Annotated in this window: 9 protein-coding genes; 7 read left to right on the top strand and 2 right to left on the bottom strand. The window is 70.7% G+C overall.

The genetic code is table 11. From position 1 onward, the window contains the following. Positions 1 to 405 precede the first annotated feature (405 nt). From ACIG87_RS13075 to ACIG87_RS13055, 5 genes are all read left to right on the top strand, one after another. A complete protein-coding gene (locus ACIG87_RS13075; protein ID WP_396850710.1) occupies positions 406 to 999 on the top strand; it encodes a hypothetical protein in 594 nt (197 codons plus the stop codon). Positions 1,000 to 1,012: 13 nt separating this feature from the next. Continuing rightward, positions 1,013 to 1,978, top strand: coding sequence for a hypothetical protein (locus tag ACIG87_RS13070; protein WP_396850709.1), 966 nt, complete (start codon positions 1,013 to 1,015; stop codon positions 1,976 to 1,978). A gap of 294 nt (positions 1,979 to 2,272) precedes the next feature. Next, positions 2,273 to 3,931, top strand: a complete 1,659-nt coding sequence (locus tag ACIG87_RS13065) for a sodium:solute symporter family protein (RefSeq protein ID WP_396850708.1) — start codon at positions 2,273 to 2,275, stop codon at positions 3,929 to 3,931. Positions 3,932 to 3,963: 32 nt separating this feature from the next. Continuing rightward, positions 3,964 to 4,269, top strand: a complete 306-nt coding sequence (locus ACIG87_RS13060; protein ID WP_396850707.1) for a hypothetical protein — start codon at positions 3,964 to 3,966, stop codon at positions 4,267 to 4,269. Between the two features lie 75 nt (positions 4,270 to 4,344). Next, positions 4,345 to 4,725: a hypothetical protein gene (locus ACIG87_RS13055; RefSeq protein WP_396850706.1), complete on the top strand. Its 381-nt coding sequence runs from the start codon at positions 4,345 to 4,347 to the stop codon at positions 4,723 to 4,725. A gap of 126 nt (positions 4,726 to 4,851) precedes the next feature. Here the strand turns inward: ACIG87_RS13055 and ACIG87_RS13050 are convergent, their stop codons facing one another. After that, complete coding sequence (locus tag ACIG87_RS13050) at positions 4,852 to 6,666, bottom strand: glycoside hydrolase family 6 protein (protein ID WP_396850705.1); 1,815 nt, start codon at positions 6,664 to 6,666, stop codon at positions 4,852 to 4,854. A gap of 548 nt (positions 6,667 to 7,214) precedes the next feature. Between ACIG87_RS13050 and ACIG87_RS13045 the strand changes: the two genes are divergently transcribed. Together ACIG87_RS13045 and ACIG87_RS13040 are read left to right on the top strand one after the other, a co-directional pair. Next, positions 7,215 to 8,354, top strand: a complete 1,140-nt coding sequence (locus ACIG87_RS13045; protein ID WP_396850704.1) for a hypothetical protein — start codon at positions 7,215 to 7,217, stop codon at positions 8,352 to 8,354. Further along, a complete protein-coding gene (locus ACIG87_RS13040) occupies positions 8,341 to 9,078 on the top strand; it encodes a class F sortase (protein ID WP_396850703.1) in 738 nt (245 codons plus the stop codon). Before ACIG87_RS13045 ends, ACIG87_RS13040 begins: the two co-directional genes overlap by 14 nt. 85 nt (positions 9,079 to 9,163) lie before the next feature. On the opposite strand, the gene ACIG87_RS13035 is transcribed toward ACIG87_RS13040, so the two are convergent. Next, positions 9,164 to 14,239 (bottom strand): NAD-glutamate dehydrogenase, encoded by a 5,076-nt coding sequence (locus tag ACIG87_RS13035; RefSeq protein WP_396850702.1) that lies wholly within the window; start codon positions 14,237 to 14,239, stop codon positions 9,164 to 9,166. Positions 14,240 to 14,321: the final 82 nt, after the last annotated feature.

Raw genomic sequence — 14,321 nt, 5'->3', positions numbered from 1 at the left:
CGGTGGCGCCGGCACCGGCCGGGCGGTTCCGGCATCGGTGCCGGGCACCGGCACGGCACCTTGGGCAGGATACGTAATCCTGACGCTCAGCACTACCGTGCGTCTTCCGGCGTCACCGCTGCGTCGTCGGCGCCGGGTTCGACGACGGCCCCCGCCGGAGCGGTGGAGTATCGGGTCGCAGCCGGGTTGATCAGGCATCGACCACGGCCGCGAGCCCCACGGCAAACCGGCGGCCGTCGTCGGGACCGGCGCGAAACATGATGGTCTCCCACGCCCCCGGTCGTCCCCGGAGGGTGTGCCGTGACCAGTTCGTCACGATCCGATCCGGCAGCGACGGAGGAAAATCGCCGGATCGGGATTGGCGGTCGGTGCGGGGAGGGAATACCGCAGGGCGAAGGAGGAGCCATGTCGCCCACGCAGATAGTCCTACTGGTTCTCGCCGTACTGGTGGTGGCGGCGCTGGTCGCCGTGGCCGTGGTGGCCAACCGTCGGCGTGCCCTCAGGTCCCGGTTCGGGCCGGAGTACGACCGGGTGGTCGCGGAGCAGGACAGCCGCGGCGCCGCCGAGCGGGAACTACGCGAGCGGGAGCGCCGCCACGCGGAGTTGACACTCACCCCGCTCAGCCCGCAGGACCGGGCCCGCTACACCGCCGCCTGGGAGGAACTCCAGGTCCGCTTCGTCGACGCACCGGCCGAGACCGTCGGCGAGGCCGACGAACTGGTCAGCCAGCTGATCGCCGACCGTGGCTACCCGACCGGGGAGTTCACCGAGCAGGTCGCCCACCTTTCCGTGGAGCACGCCCGCACCCTGACCCACTACCGGGAGGCGCACGAGATCCGGCTGCGCAACGAGCGGGGCGAGGCCGGCACCGAGGACCTCCGCCAGGCCGTCGTCCACTACCGGGCCCTCTTCGCCGACCTGCTCGGTGCGGAACCGGTCGGGCACCGCCCCATGGAGCAGCAGCACCCGGACAGCCCGCAGGACGCCACCACCCGCTGAGGAGAACACCGCCATGCGCCAGGACCAGCAACAGCTCAACAACGACCACCCGGAGGTCGTCCGGTCCACCCCGGTGGCGGTGCCGCCCCCGGACGCGGTGGACACCGACACGGACGCCGCCGGCCGGCACGACCGGGACCGGCACGCGGGGACACCTGAGGACGCCCTCGACGACCGCGGCACCTTCGACGACCCGAGGGCCGCCGACCCGGACAGCACCCGCCCGTACCCACTCGACGACGCCGACCGGAACGGTGCGGACGATCGGAACGGGGTGGCCGAACCGGACGGCGACCGCCGGCCGGAGTTCCACGAGCCGGCCCCTCTGCCGACCGCCTTCGGGGCGACCAGCGTGGGCGACGCGGTCGCCGCGTCGGCCCTGGCTGGCGGGCGACCGCAGGACGAGCGGGACGCGCGGGACGAGGACACCGCGGTGCCCGGTGACGGCGCGCCGGGGCGGACCGGGCCGTTCGACGACGAGCGGGCCGACCCGACCGCGGCGGACCGGCTCCACGACCGGGACCGGTGGTCGACCGGTGCCACCGACCCGGACACCGACACCGCCGGTTACGGCAGCGCCACCCCGACCATGGTCGACCCGGACGGGGCGGCCGGCGGCGCAGGGTCGACGGCGACAGTCGACGGCGGCGCGGCCGGTGCGGTGGCCGCGGCGGAAGCCGGCCAGCCGGCCGCCGGGAACGTGCCCAGCGACGCCGCCACCCTGTTCGAGGCGGACGCCGCGCAGGGCTTCCGGGACCGGTGGCGCGACGTCCAACTTCGGTTCGTCGACGATCCCCGGGCCGCCGTCGACGAGGCGCAGTCGCTCGTCGAGGAGGCGATCCGGGCCCTGTCCGAGGCGCTCGCCGCGCAGAAGGAGAAGTTGGGTGGCTGGCAGGGGGCCGGTGAGGCCGACACCGAGCAGCTCCGGGTGGCGGTCCGCCAGTACCGGGACTTCCTGGACCGGGTGCTGGGCCGCTGATCCCGCCGGCCCGCGCCCCGGTCACCGCGCCCCGGTCACCGCGCACCGGGCAGCGCCGCACCGGGTCACCGGCCGCCGCACGAGGCCACCGACCGCGCCTGACCAGGCCACCAACCGTCCCTGAACCAGACCCGACGACCATCGTCGGACCATTCGACGCCTCGGTCGGAGCCACTCCCGGCCGGGGCGTCGTCGAGTCACCCTCAGGTCGACTCGGACGGACGGCATGAAATCCCGCACGAGGGGTAATAGCGCGCCGGCGAGTGCGGACGTGTGGCGAAAGGGTGGCGGGCGATGGACGGTGCCGGGCTCAGGCTGAACATGAACGTGCTGGACTACGGGATCCTCGCGCTCTACTTCGTCACCGTGCTGGGCGTCGGCTTCGCCGCCCGTCGGGCGATCCGCACCAGCGTCGACTTCTTCCTCTCCGGGCGTTCGCTGCCCGCCTGGGTGACCGGCCTGGCCTTCGTCTCGGCCAACCTGGGCGCCCTGGAGATCATCGGGATGGCCGCCAACGGGGCGCAGTACGGCGTGATGACGGTCCACTACTACTGGATCGGCGCCGTGCCGGCGATGATCTTCCTGGGCATCGTGATGATGCCCTTCTACTACGGCTCCCGGGTCCGCAGCGTCCCCGAGTACCTACGGCTGCGGTTCAACCGTCCGACCCACCTGCTGAACGCGATCAGCTTCGCGGTGGCCCAGGTACTGATCGCCGGGGTCAACCTGTACGCGCTGGCGCTGATCATGCAGGCGCTGCTGGGCTGGCCGCTCTGGCTGGCGATCGTCATCGGCGCGGCGATCGTGCTGGCGTACATCACCATCGGCGGGCTCACCGGCGCCATCTACAACGAGGTGCTCCAGTTCTTCGTCATCGTGGCCGGTCTGGTGCCGATCACCGTGATCGGCCTGGTCAAGGTCGGCGGTTGGTCCGGTCTGATGGATTCGGTCCGCGGCTCCAAGCTGGGCGAGGCCGGGCTGCACGCCTGGCAGGGCACCGGCAGCACCGACAATCCGCTCGGCGCGCACTGGCTGGGCATCGTGTTCGGGCTCGGTTTCGTGCTCTCCTTCGGTTACTGGACCACCAACTTCGCCGAGGTGCAGCGGGCGCTGTCGGCGAAGAACATGAGCGCCGCCCGGCGTACGCCGATCATCGCCGCGTACCCGAAGCTGGTCATCCCGGCCGTCACCGTGATCCCCGGCCTGATCGCGCTGGTCACCGTGCAGGGACTGGGCGCCGGGTCCGGGGACCTGGTCTACAACAACGCGATCCCGCTGCTGATGCGCGACCTGCTGCCCAACGGGGTGCTCGGGGTCGCGGTCACCGGTCTGGTCGCCTCGTTCATGGCCGGCATGGCGGCCAACGTCAGCGGCTTCAACACCGTGTTCACCTACGACATCTGGCAGGCGTACGTCCGCAGGGACCGCTCCGACGAGTACTACCTCCGGATCGGTCGGATCGCGACCGTGGCCGGTGTGGTGGTCGGCATCGGCACCGCGTTCATCGCCGCCGGGTTCAGCAACATCATGAACTACATCCAGGCGCTCTTCTCCCTCTTCAACGCCCCGCTCTTCGCGACCTTCATCATCGGCATGTTCTGGAAGCGGATGAGCGCGCTGGCCGGTTTCTGGTCGCTGCTGGCGGGCACCCTGGCCGCGCTGGCGACGTACCTGCTCTACAAGGCCGGCGCGGTGCACTTCAACTCCGACCTGGAGGAGAGCTTCTGGGGCGCGGGCATCGCGTTCGTCACGGTCGCCGTGGTGGCGGTGGTGGTCACCCCGCTGACCCGCCCCAAGCGGGCCGAGGAGCTGGAGGGTCTGGTCTACGGCATGGGCGGGATCGACCTGAAGGGCGACGTGCTCGCCGGGGACCAGATCTGGTGGCGGTCCCCGGTGCTGCTCGGCGCCATCGCCCTGGCGCTGGCCGTGCTCTTCTACATCCCGGTCTTCTGAGCCCGGTCCGTCGAGAGAGGGAGGCGCAGGACATGGACCAGCACAGCAAGCGGGCGCACGACCCGCGGATCGAGGAGACCGAGAACGAACGGAAGCGGTCCGCCGCCGCCCGGCTGTTCGACATCCGCCGGGTGATCGGTGGGCTGTTCGTCGTGTACGGGGTGATCGTCGGGTTGATCGGCCTCTTCGACTCGGCCGCCGAGATCGACAAGGCCCAGGGCGTCCGGATCAACCTCTGGGCCGGGCTGGCGATGCTGCTCTTCGGGCTGCTGATGCTGGCCTGGCAGTGGCTGCGCCCGCTGGTGCCGCCCACCACCGAGGAGGCCCGGGAGGTCTGATCCGCTCATGGCATGGGCCCGCCCGGACGGGGTACCCGGGACGCGGGAACGCGTCTGGGACAGGAGGGCGGCACCATGACCGATCGTGACCCGAACCGACCGTTGGAGGAGCGCCCGGAGGTGGCCGCCGCGGTGGACGACGACTCCACCGTGCCGCAGCTGGCCCGCGCCGGTGGCACCGACCCGGGCAACCCGTCGTTCATCGAGCCGGGCGACCGGCCGGCCGACACTCCGACCGGGGACCTGATCGGTGACCCGTACGCCGCCGGCACCGGGGCCACCGGGACCGGCACCGGAGCCGGTGGGGACAACATCCGTACCGGGGCCGAGCAGCCCTGGGAGCCGGAGGACCTGGTCATGGCGCGTGGGCAGGACCTGACGCCGGAGAACCTGGAGCGGGCCCGGCGGGACCTGGCCGAGCTGGGCCGGGCCGCGGTGGAGCGCACCGTTCCCTGAGCCACGGAACCTCAACCACGGAACCTCAGCCACGGGTGGGCCCCCGGTCCGACCTCTCGGTCGGACCGGGGGCCCGGGTGCGCCCTACCGCGTCAGTGCCTCACTCCAGCCGCGGCGGGCAGGTCGTCAGAGCGCCGGGTAGGCGTTCTTCATGAGCTCCTGGAACTGCGCGGAGAACCACGCGCCGGAGATCGGGGCGTTGGGCAGGGCGCCGGTCATGCTGTTGCCGTTGCGGGCGTTGCCGGTGTAGGTCGGGTCGCACATCCGGTCGAAGCCCTTGCCCTCGTCGTTCGGGATGAGGGAGCTGGAGCCGTCCGACTCACCCGGGGGCTTCACCCAGACGTAGGCGTCGATGCCCGGCTCGGGGTTGGCCTTCGGCCGCTCGCCGAGGCCCGCACCGGACTGGTTGCACCAGTTGCCGGCGTGGATGCGGCGGTCGATGCGGCCACCGTTGACGTAGGTGTCGACGCTGGTCGACGCACCCGGGCCGGTGGGCCGGGCGGTGCCGCCCCAGCCGTTGCGGGAGGTGTCGATCAGCATGCCGATGTTGCTGTTGAAGCCGACCGAGACCAGCTTGGTACGGAACGCCTGGGCGAACGACAGCTCGTCGACGTACTGGTTCCAGTCGATCCACTTGGACTGGCGGACGGACTGGCCGTTCACCGAGTCGGTGATCTTGACGTACGGCTCCTTCAGCGCGGAGTAGTTCGCCGTGTTGACGATGAAGCCGTGCACGTAGTTCACGTTGCTGCCGGACGAGGTGGCGGCGGTCTTCAGGATCTCGGCGGTCGGGCCGAAGTTGGTGTCCCAGCCCAGCCAGCCGTGGTGGCCGGCGTCGATGTAGTTGTAGACGTTGCCGATCGCGCCGAGCTTGGCCAGGGCGTAGCCCACACCGTTGACGTACGCGCCGTTGGCCTTCACCACGTCGCACGCGGCGGTGCCGCCCGCGTTGCCCGAGGTGTTGGTGATCAGGTTCGGCAGCGAGTCGATCTCGATGATGTTGACGATCCGCAGGCTGGCGTACTTGGAGTTCGACTGGATCGCAGCGATCGGGTCGATGTACTCCGACTTGTACCTCGGCAGCTCGTCGGCGGCGAGCTCACCGTTGGAGGCGAGCGCCGCGCAGTCCCGGCCGGGCAGGTTGTAGATCACGAACTGGATGTAGTTGGCACCCTGGGCGAGCGCGGCGTCCAGGTGGTCCTTCACGCCCATCGCGCCGTTGGAGCTGCTGTCGGAGGTGCCGTTGATCGCGGCGATCCGGTCCAGCCACACGGCGGTCGGGTTGTTGGAGACCCGGCTGCCACCCGCCTCGGCGTCCGCCTTGGCCTTCCACTCCGGGTTCACGTAGCCCTTGGCCCCGGCGTACGGGTTGTCCACCTTCTGCCCCGGCGGGGTGGTCGGCGGCGTCGTGGTGGGGGGCGTCGTGGTGGGGGGCGTCGTGGTGGGGGGCGTCGTGGTGGGCGGCGTGGTGGTGGGCGGCGTGGTGGTGGGCGGCGGCGTGGTGGGCGTGGTGCCACCGTTGCAGACCACACCGTTCAGGGTGAACGAGGTCGGCTTCGGGTTGCTGCCGCTCCACGAGCCGTTGAAGCCGAGGGTGGCGCTGGCCCCAGTGCCGAGCGAGCCGTTGTAGGACTCGTTGGTGGCGGTCACGTTCTGGCCGCTCTGCGACCACTTGGCCGACCAGCCCTGCGTCACCCGCTGGCTGCTGTTGGGGAAGGTGAAGCCGAGGTTCCACGAGCTGACCGGGTCACCGAGGTTCTTGATGGTGACGCTCGCGGTGAAGCCACCGGACCAGTCGTTGGTGGTGTAGTCGACGCTGCACTGGGTCGCGGCCTGCGCCGCGGTGACCGGGATGGTCACCAGCCCGCCCGCGACCAGCACGCTCGCCCCGGTGAGGGCGAACGCCCGGCGTCGGGCGGACAGACTTCTCCACAGATTCATGCCTTTTGCACTCCTTGGGCGAGACCGGCACCGCGTGGGGACCGGCAAGTGGCGCGTGAGCGTCCTGGGGTACGGACGACCCCGGCGCCAACGGGACATCTCGGGGGGGTGCCCGACCACGAGGGACGGGCGTGGTGGTGGTGAGCTTCACCGGGCCCGTGGGACCGGTCGGCGGCGACGTCGTCCGGTGCACCGGTTGCCCTCGACATCTGCCGTGCGCGGTGTGGCTCCCCGAACCGCGTGAAGCGATTCTTGCATGGGAGCGCTTCCATGGCAATGGCTCGATACTTCGCGGCAACCTGGCGGCAACGCCCACGGGGGGACTCCGACCCCGACGAGCGTATCCCCGCGCAGCCCGGCCGGGTGAACAGCAACCACCCGCCGAGGCGACAAGCCCGACACAACCGGCCTTAGCCCTTTAAGGCCCTGATCATCGGTAAAGCCGAAAACACGAATCTTTCCCCGAATAAGTCATGAAACCGTCTAACGTCGGTCATAGCTCGACTGTCGTCGGGCTCAGGACAACAGGGGATGGAGTGACGCAGGTCATGGCTAACAAGATGCTCGGGAAGGTTGTCGCGGGTGCCGCTCTGGGTGGCGCGTCCCTTCTTGTGTTCACGCCGGGGATCGCGTTCGCGGACGGTCACCACGACGGCGAGAGCCGGGACGGCAAGGTCTTCGCCAAGCCACACGTCGTCAAGCCCGGCGAGAAGGTCAAGCTCCTCGAAATCTGCCCGGAGCCGCAGGAACACGCCTTCGTCTGGTCCAAGGTCACCGGCAAGGTCAAGCTCGAGCCCGCTGAGGGCCGGGACAAGGACCACGGCGACTGGAAGGACAAGGAAGACAAGGGCGAGGAACACGGCAAGGGCGAAGAGCACGGCAAGGGCGAAGAGGGCAAGGGCGAGGACCACGGCAAGGGCGAGGACCACGGCAAGGGCCCGGACGACAACGGCCCCCAGCCGCAGCCCCCGGGCGACGGTGGACAGCCCCCGGCCGACGGTGGACAGCCCCCCGTCGACGGTGGGCAGCCTCCGGCGGGCGGCCAGGGCGGCGGCTTCATGGCCGCCGACCAGGGACCGGACCACGGCGACAAGGGCAAGGAGGGTCACGGCGAAGAGGGCCGCGACGAGCACGGCAAGGAAGACGGCAAGAAGGACGAGAAGACCGACGAGCACGGCAAGAAGGACGAGAAGACCGACGAGCACGGCAAGGACGAGCACGGCAAGAAGGACGAGAAGGACGGCAAGAAGGACGACGAGCACGGCAAGCCGAGCTACGGCGAGGAGTCCGGCTACGGCGAGGAGTACAGCCACGAGGAGTGGCTGGACCACGACGAGTACAGCCAGGACGAGGAGCACGGCTACGGCAAGGACAAGGAGTACGGCGAGGACGAGGAGTCCGAGTACGGCAAGGACAAGGGCGACTGGGAGCACAAGAAGCACTTCGTCTACTACGGCGAGGCCGAGATCTCCGAGCATGCCCGTCCGGGCCGGTACGAGCTGAAGGGCTCGTGCGGCGAGGGCGAACTGGTCGTCCTGCCGAAGGGACACGTCGACGGCGGTGACGGTGGGAAGAGCAGCACCGGTGCCGACCGGAGCATGGCCGCCGGTGGTGCGGGCATGATCGGCGCGGCTGCCCTCGGCGGCATCGTGCTGATGCGGCGGCGTCGGGCCAATGAGCTCGGCTGACTCGACGGCGACACGGGCCGGCGGCCGTCACGGGAAACCGTGGCGTGCCGCCGGCGCGGCCGTCGTCGTCCTCCTCGCCATGGCCGGCTCCGGCATGATCGGCGCGTCGATCCGCACCACGCCCCCGCCCCGTCCACCGCAGCCGGCGGCCCAGGCCGCGCCGCAGACCGCCCCGGCGAGCACCCCCGCCGAGGACGCCGAAGCGGTCGACGACCCGGACGCGGAGGTCCCCGCCGACGCCAGCGTGCCGCCGGGCCCCGACCCTCTGCCCCGGTCCGCCCCCACCACCATCACCATCCCGAAGATCGGGGTCGACGCGGAGATCATGCCGCTGGGCACCAACCAGGACGGCACGGTCCAGGTGCCCCCGCTGGACCAGGCCCAGCGCGCCGGCTGGTACGAGCCGGGCACCAGCCCCGGCGAGACCGGCAACGCGGTGATCGTCGGGCACGTCGACTCGGCGGAGCTCGGTCCGGCGGTCTTCTTCCAGCTCGGCTCGCTCCTGCCCGGCGACCTCATCACGGTGTCCCGGGCCGACGGGGGCACCGCCACCTTCACCGTCGACGAGGTGCGGGCGTACCCGAAGGAGGAGTTCCCCACCGAGCTGGTGTACGGCCCGAACGACCGCCCCGGACTCCGGGTGGTGACCTGCGGCGGCCAGTTCGACCAGGGCGCCGGCAGCTACCAGGACAACGTGATCGTCTTCGCCACGATGACGTCCTGACCCGAACCGTGCCTCCGGCGGGACGGACGGCAGCCGCGCCTCCGGCGGGACGTTGGTCCCACCGGAGGCGCGGCCCGGCGTACGGTCAGGCTGCGGCGGACGTCCGCACCAGGGTACGGATCTGACGCAGCAGCACCGACAGCGAGGCGAGGTCGGCCCGCGACTCGTCGAACTCTCCCATCGCCCGGTGCGCCCGGTGGATCGAGGTGGCGTTCGACTGTTCCCACTGGAGCACCCGCTCCTGCGGGGGCAGGTCGCCCGGCGTGGAGTCGAGCACCTCCCCGGTGAGCGCGGCCAGCGCGGCGTACAGGTCGTAACGCAGCGCCATCCGGGCCAGCGTCTGCCAGCGATCCTCCCGCGGCAGCAGGGAGATCTTCGACAGCAGCGAGTCCACCCGGAACCGGTCGGAGAGCACGAAGTAGACCGAGGCCACCTCGCCGACGTCGCGCCCGCTGGCCGCCGCCGTCTCCACCACGTCCAGCAGGCCGAAGCTGTACATCAGCCGGGTCGCCTGCTCGGCCAGCCCGGACGGCAGCCCCCGGGCGGTCATCGCGTCGATGTGCGCCCGCAGCGACTCCCGCTCACTGCCGTGGAAGCGCTCCTGGAGGTCCGGCAGCAGCCGGGCCACCCCGTCGCGGAGCCGGGCGATCTCGGCCGGCACGTCGATCGGCGAGCGCCGGTTGGTCACCAGCCAGCGCACCGCCCGGTCGAGCAGCCGCCGGGTGTCGAGGTAGACGCTGGTCTGCAACTCCGGCGAGACCTGGTTGTCCAGCGCCTCGACCGCCGCCCACAGCTCCCGCAGCCCGAAGACCTCCCGGACCACCACGTACGCCCGGATCACGTCCGCCGCCGAGGCGGCCGTCTCCTCGACGACCCGGAAGACGAACGAGATGCCGCCCCGGTTGATCGCCTCGTTGACCAGGACCGTGGTGACGATGTCCCGGTGCAGCCGGTGCTGGGCCATCCGGTCGGCGAACCGCTCGCGCATCGGCGTCGGGAAGTACTTGACCAGGACGTCGGTCGTCCACTCCTCGTCGGCGAGACCCTCGTTCAGGATCTCCCGCTCCAGCACGATCTTCACGTACGCGAGCAGCACCGCGAACTCCGGCGCGGTCAGCCCGGACTCGGTGCGGACCGCCAGCTCCTCGTCCGGGGGCAACGCCTCCAGCGCCCGGTCGAGCTGACCGGCCCGCTCCAGCTCGCTGATCATCCGGCGGTGCACCGGCAGCAGCGAGGCGGCCTGGGCCTGCGAGTTGTTGATCGCCCGAGCCTGGTCGTAGTTGTCCCGCAGCACCAGCTCGGCGACCTCGTCGGTCATCTGGGCGAGCAGCTCGTCCCGCTCGGGGACGTCCAGCGCGCCGTCGGCGACCGCCGTGTTGAGCAGGATCTTGATGTTCACCTCGTGGTCGGAGCAGTCCACCCCGGCCGCGTTGTCGATGAAGTCGGTGTAGATCCGGCCGCCGGTCAGCGCGTACTCGATCCGGCCGAGCTGGGTGCAGCCCAGGTTGCCGCCCTCGCCGACGACCCGGCAGCGCAGGCTCTTGCCGTCCACCCGGATCGCGTCGTTGGACTTGTCGCCCACCTCGGCGTTGGTCTGGCTGGACGCCTTCACGTACGTGCCGATGCCGCCGTTCCAGAACAGGTCCACCGGTGCGGTGAGGATCGCCTTCATCAGCTCCGGCGGGCTGAGCTGGGTGACGTCGTCGGCCAGGCCGATGGCCGCCCGCACCTGCGGGGTGATCGGGATCGACTTGGCCCCACGCGGGAAGATCCCACCACCCTCGGAGATCAGCGTCGGGTCGTAGTCCTCCCACGACGACCGGGGCAGGTCGAACAGCCGCTTGCGTTCCCGGAAGGACGTGGCCGCGTCCGGGTCCGGGTCGAGGAAGATGTGCCGGTGGTCGAACGCGGCCACCAGCCGGATGTGCTCGGAGAGCAGCATCCCGTTGCCGAACACGTCACCGGACATGTCGCCGACGCCGACCACTGTGAAGTCCTGGGTCTGGGTGTCGTGGCCCAGCTCGCGGAAGTGCCGCTTGACCGACTCCCAGGCGCCCCGGGCGGTGATGCCCATCTTCTTGTGGTCGTAGCCGGCGGAACCGCCGGAGGCGAACGCGTCGCCCAGCCAGAAGCAGTGCGCCGCCGAGATCTGGTTGGCGATGTCGGAGAACGTCGCGGTGCCCTTGTCCGCCGCGACCACCAGGTACGGGTCGTCGGCGTCGTGCCGCACCACGTCCACCGGCGGCACGATCTCCCCGGAGACGATGTTGTCGGTGACGTCGAGCATCGCGCCGACGAACTCCTGGTAGCAGGCGACCGCCTCGTCCCGGTCCCCCGGCTTCTGCTTGAGCACGAAGCCGCCCTTGGCCCCGACCGGCACGATCACCGCGTTCTTCACCATCTGCGCCTTGACCAGGCCGAGCACCTCGGTGCGGAAGTCCTCCCGCCGGTCGGACCAGCGCAGTCCGCCCCGGGCCACCGGCCCGAACCGCAGGTGCACGCCCTCGAACCGGGGCGAGTACACGAAGATCTCGAACTTGGGTCGGGGGGCCGGCAGGTCCGGAATGGCCTGCGGGTCCAGCTTGAACGCCACGTACGGCTTGGGCCGCCCGTCGGCGCGCTTCTGGTAGAAGCTGGTCCGCAGGGTGGCCTGGATCAACGTCAGGTAGGCGCGCAGGATCCGGTCCTGGTCGAGGCTGGCCACGTCGTCCAGCGCGACCCGGACCGCGTCCACCAGTTCACCGCTGCGCTCCCGGCGCTGCTCGGTGCTCCGCCCGCCCGGGGCGAACCGCACCTCGAAGAGCTCCACCAGCAGCGCGGCGATCCGCGGGTACGCGATGAAGGTCTGTTCCATGTACTCCTGGGAGAAGACCGCCCCGGTCTGCCGCAGGTACTTCGCGTAGGCCCGCAGCACCACCACCTGCCGCCAGGTGAGACCGCCGCGCAGGACCAGCTCGTTGAAGCCGTCCACTTCGGCCTCGCCCCGCCAGGCGGCGGCGAAGGCGTTCTCCACGTGCGGGCGTACCTCGGCCAACTCCTGGTGCCCCTCGGGCAGGCGCAGGCCGAAGTCGTACAGGAAGACCCGGCCGTCGGTCCGGTCCACCTCGTACGGGTGCTCGTCGACCACCCGGACGCCCAGCGAGTGCAGCACCGGCAGCACGGCGGAGAGCATCATCGGCTCGCCGTACCGGTAGACCTTGAACCGGACGTCCATCGCCTCGTCGGCCCCGGTGTCGCGCTGCCCCGGCCGGGGTGCCCACTGCTTGCGGAACAGGTGCATCTCCAGCTGGCCGGGCTCCTCCAGCAGCTCCAGCTTGGCCAGGTCCTTCATCGCCTCGTACGGCGTGTGCCCGTCCTTGTAGCCCTCCGGGAACGCGTCGGCGTACCGGGTGAACAGGTGCTTGGACTGCTCGTCGCCGAGCTTGCGCTCCAGCACCAGCCGGTAGTCGTCGTCCCAGAGCCGGGTCGCGTCGGCCAACTCCTCGGCGAGCAGGTCGGCGTCGATGGCCCCGGGCGGGTTGCCCGGGTCGGTCCGGACGATGAAGTGCACCCGGGCCAGCATCGACTCGGTGACCCGGGTGGTGTAGTCCACCCCGACCCCGTTCAGCTCGCGCAGCAGGATGTCCTGCATGCGCAGCCGGTTCTGGGTGGTGAACCGGTCCCGGGGCAGGTAGATCAGGCAGGAGATGAACCGCCCGTACGCGTCCCGGCGCAGGAACACCCGCAGCTGCCGGCGACCGGCCATCCGCAGCACACCGATCACCGCGTGGTACAGGTCGTCGGTCTTGATCTGGAACAGCTCGTCGCGGGGGTAGGTCTCCAGGATCTGGAGCAGGTCCTTGCCCGAGTGGCTGCGCTGGCTCAACCCGGAGCGGTCCAGCACCTCGGCCACCTTGCGGCGGACCACCGGCAGCTCCCGCACGCTGGTCCGGTACGCCGCGGTGGAGAACAGGCCCAGGAACCGCCGCTCGCCGACCACCTCGCCGGCCTCGTCGAAGATCTTGAAACCGATGTAGTCCAGGTAGGCCGAACGGTGCACGGTGGCCCGCGAGTTCGCCTTGGTGATGATCAGCAGCCGCTTCTCCATCACCTTCTCGTGCGCCTCCGACGTCATCGACGACAGCGCCCGCGCCTCCGGCGAGTCCGACCGCAGGATGCCCAGCCCGGTGCCGAGCACCGCCTCCAGCGCCGGGCCACCCTCCCCGCCGGAGTCGACCAGCCGGTACTCCCGGTAACCGAGGAAGGTGAAGTGGTCGTGGGCCAGCCAGCGCAGCAGTTCCACCGAGTCGGTGATGTCCTTCTCCGGCACCGGCGGGCGGTCGTCCGCCGTCCGGGCGGTGGACAACTCGTCGGCGAGCGCCAGGGCCCGCTGGCGCATCTTCGGCCAGTCCTCGACGGCCTCCCGCACGTCGGTGAGCACCCGCTGCAACTCGCGGCGCAGCCTGTCCCGCTGGTCGGCGTCGCGGACCGGGTCGATCTCGATCCGCATCCAGCTCTCGACCAGGTCACCGGCGATCGCGTCGTCCGGCTCCACGTCGGCGGAGACCTCGGTCAGCCGGCCCAGCGGCTCCCGCCGGACCACCACCAGCGGGTGCACCAGCAGGTGTACGTCGAGGTGGTGGGCATTGAGCAGGGCGGTCACCGAGTCGACCAGGAACGGCATGTCGTCGGTGACGATCTCGACGACGGTATGGTGCTGGTCGGCGTCGGGTGAGTGGATGCGCAACTTCAGCTCGCCCGGCACCCGCTGCTGGGCCAGATCCCGGTGCGCCCGGGCCGCGTCGAGCATCTCCTCGGCGGTGAACCCGATCAGCTCCTCGTCCGGCGCGAACCGCCAGAACCGCCCCACCAGGGTCGCCGCGTCGTGGTCGTCACCGGCCAACGCCACCGCCTGGGCCACCAGGCGCTCCGCGTTGGGCACCGGCTCGTCGAGTTCGGCGTCCTCCACGTCGTCGCCGAGCGCTTCCACCGGAAGGCCCAGGTCGTAGAGGGTGTCGATGCTCGAACCGGTCATCCCGGTCACCCCTGTGTCGAGTCGACCGAAGCCGTCCCCGTCGATCGGCGGGCTGTCCCCGTCGGTCGTCGAATCGAAGCTGTCGTCCCGGCCGGTATCAGTCTGCCGGAGCTCGGGTACCGGTTTGATCGCCGGACGCCGGTCCATCGGTGCCACTCCCCTCGACCCACCGCATTGTGGGTCACTCTGCCGCCCACCTTAGGCCCGTCGCTCTGTCCATTCCTCGGCG

Origin of the sequence: Micromonospora sp. NPDC051925, from assembly GCF_044548625.1 — a bacterium.
Classification (GTDB): Bacteria; Actinomycetota; Actinomycetes; order Mycobacteriales; family Micromonosporaceae; genus Micromonospora.
Note: the sequence above shows the minus strand (reverse complement) of the source record. Positions and strands in the feature narration are given on the sequence as shown.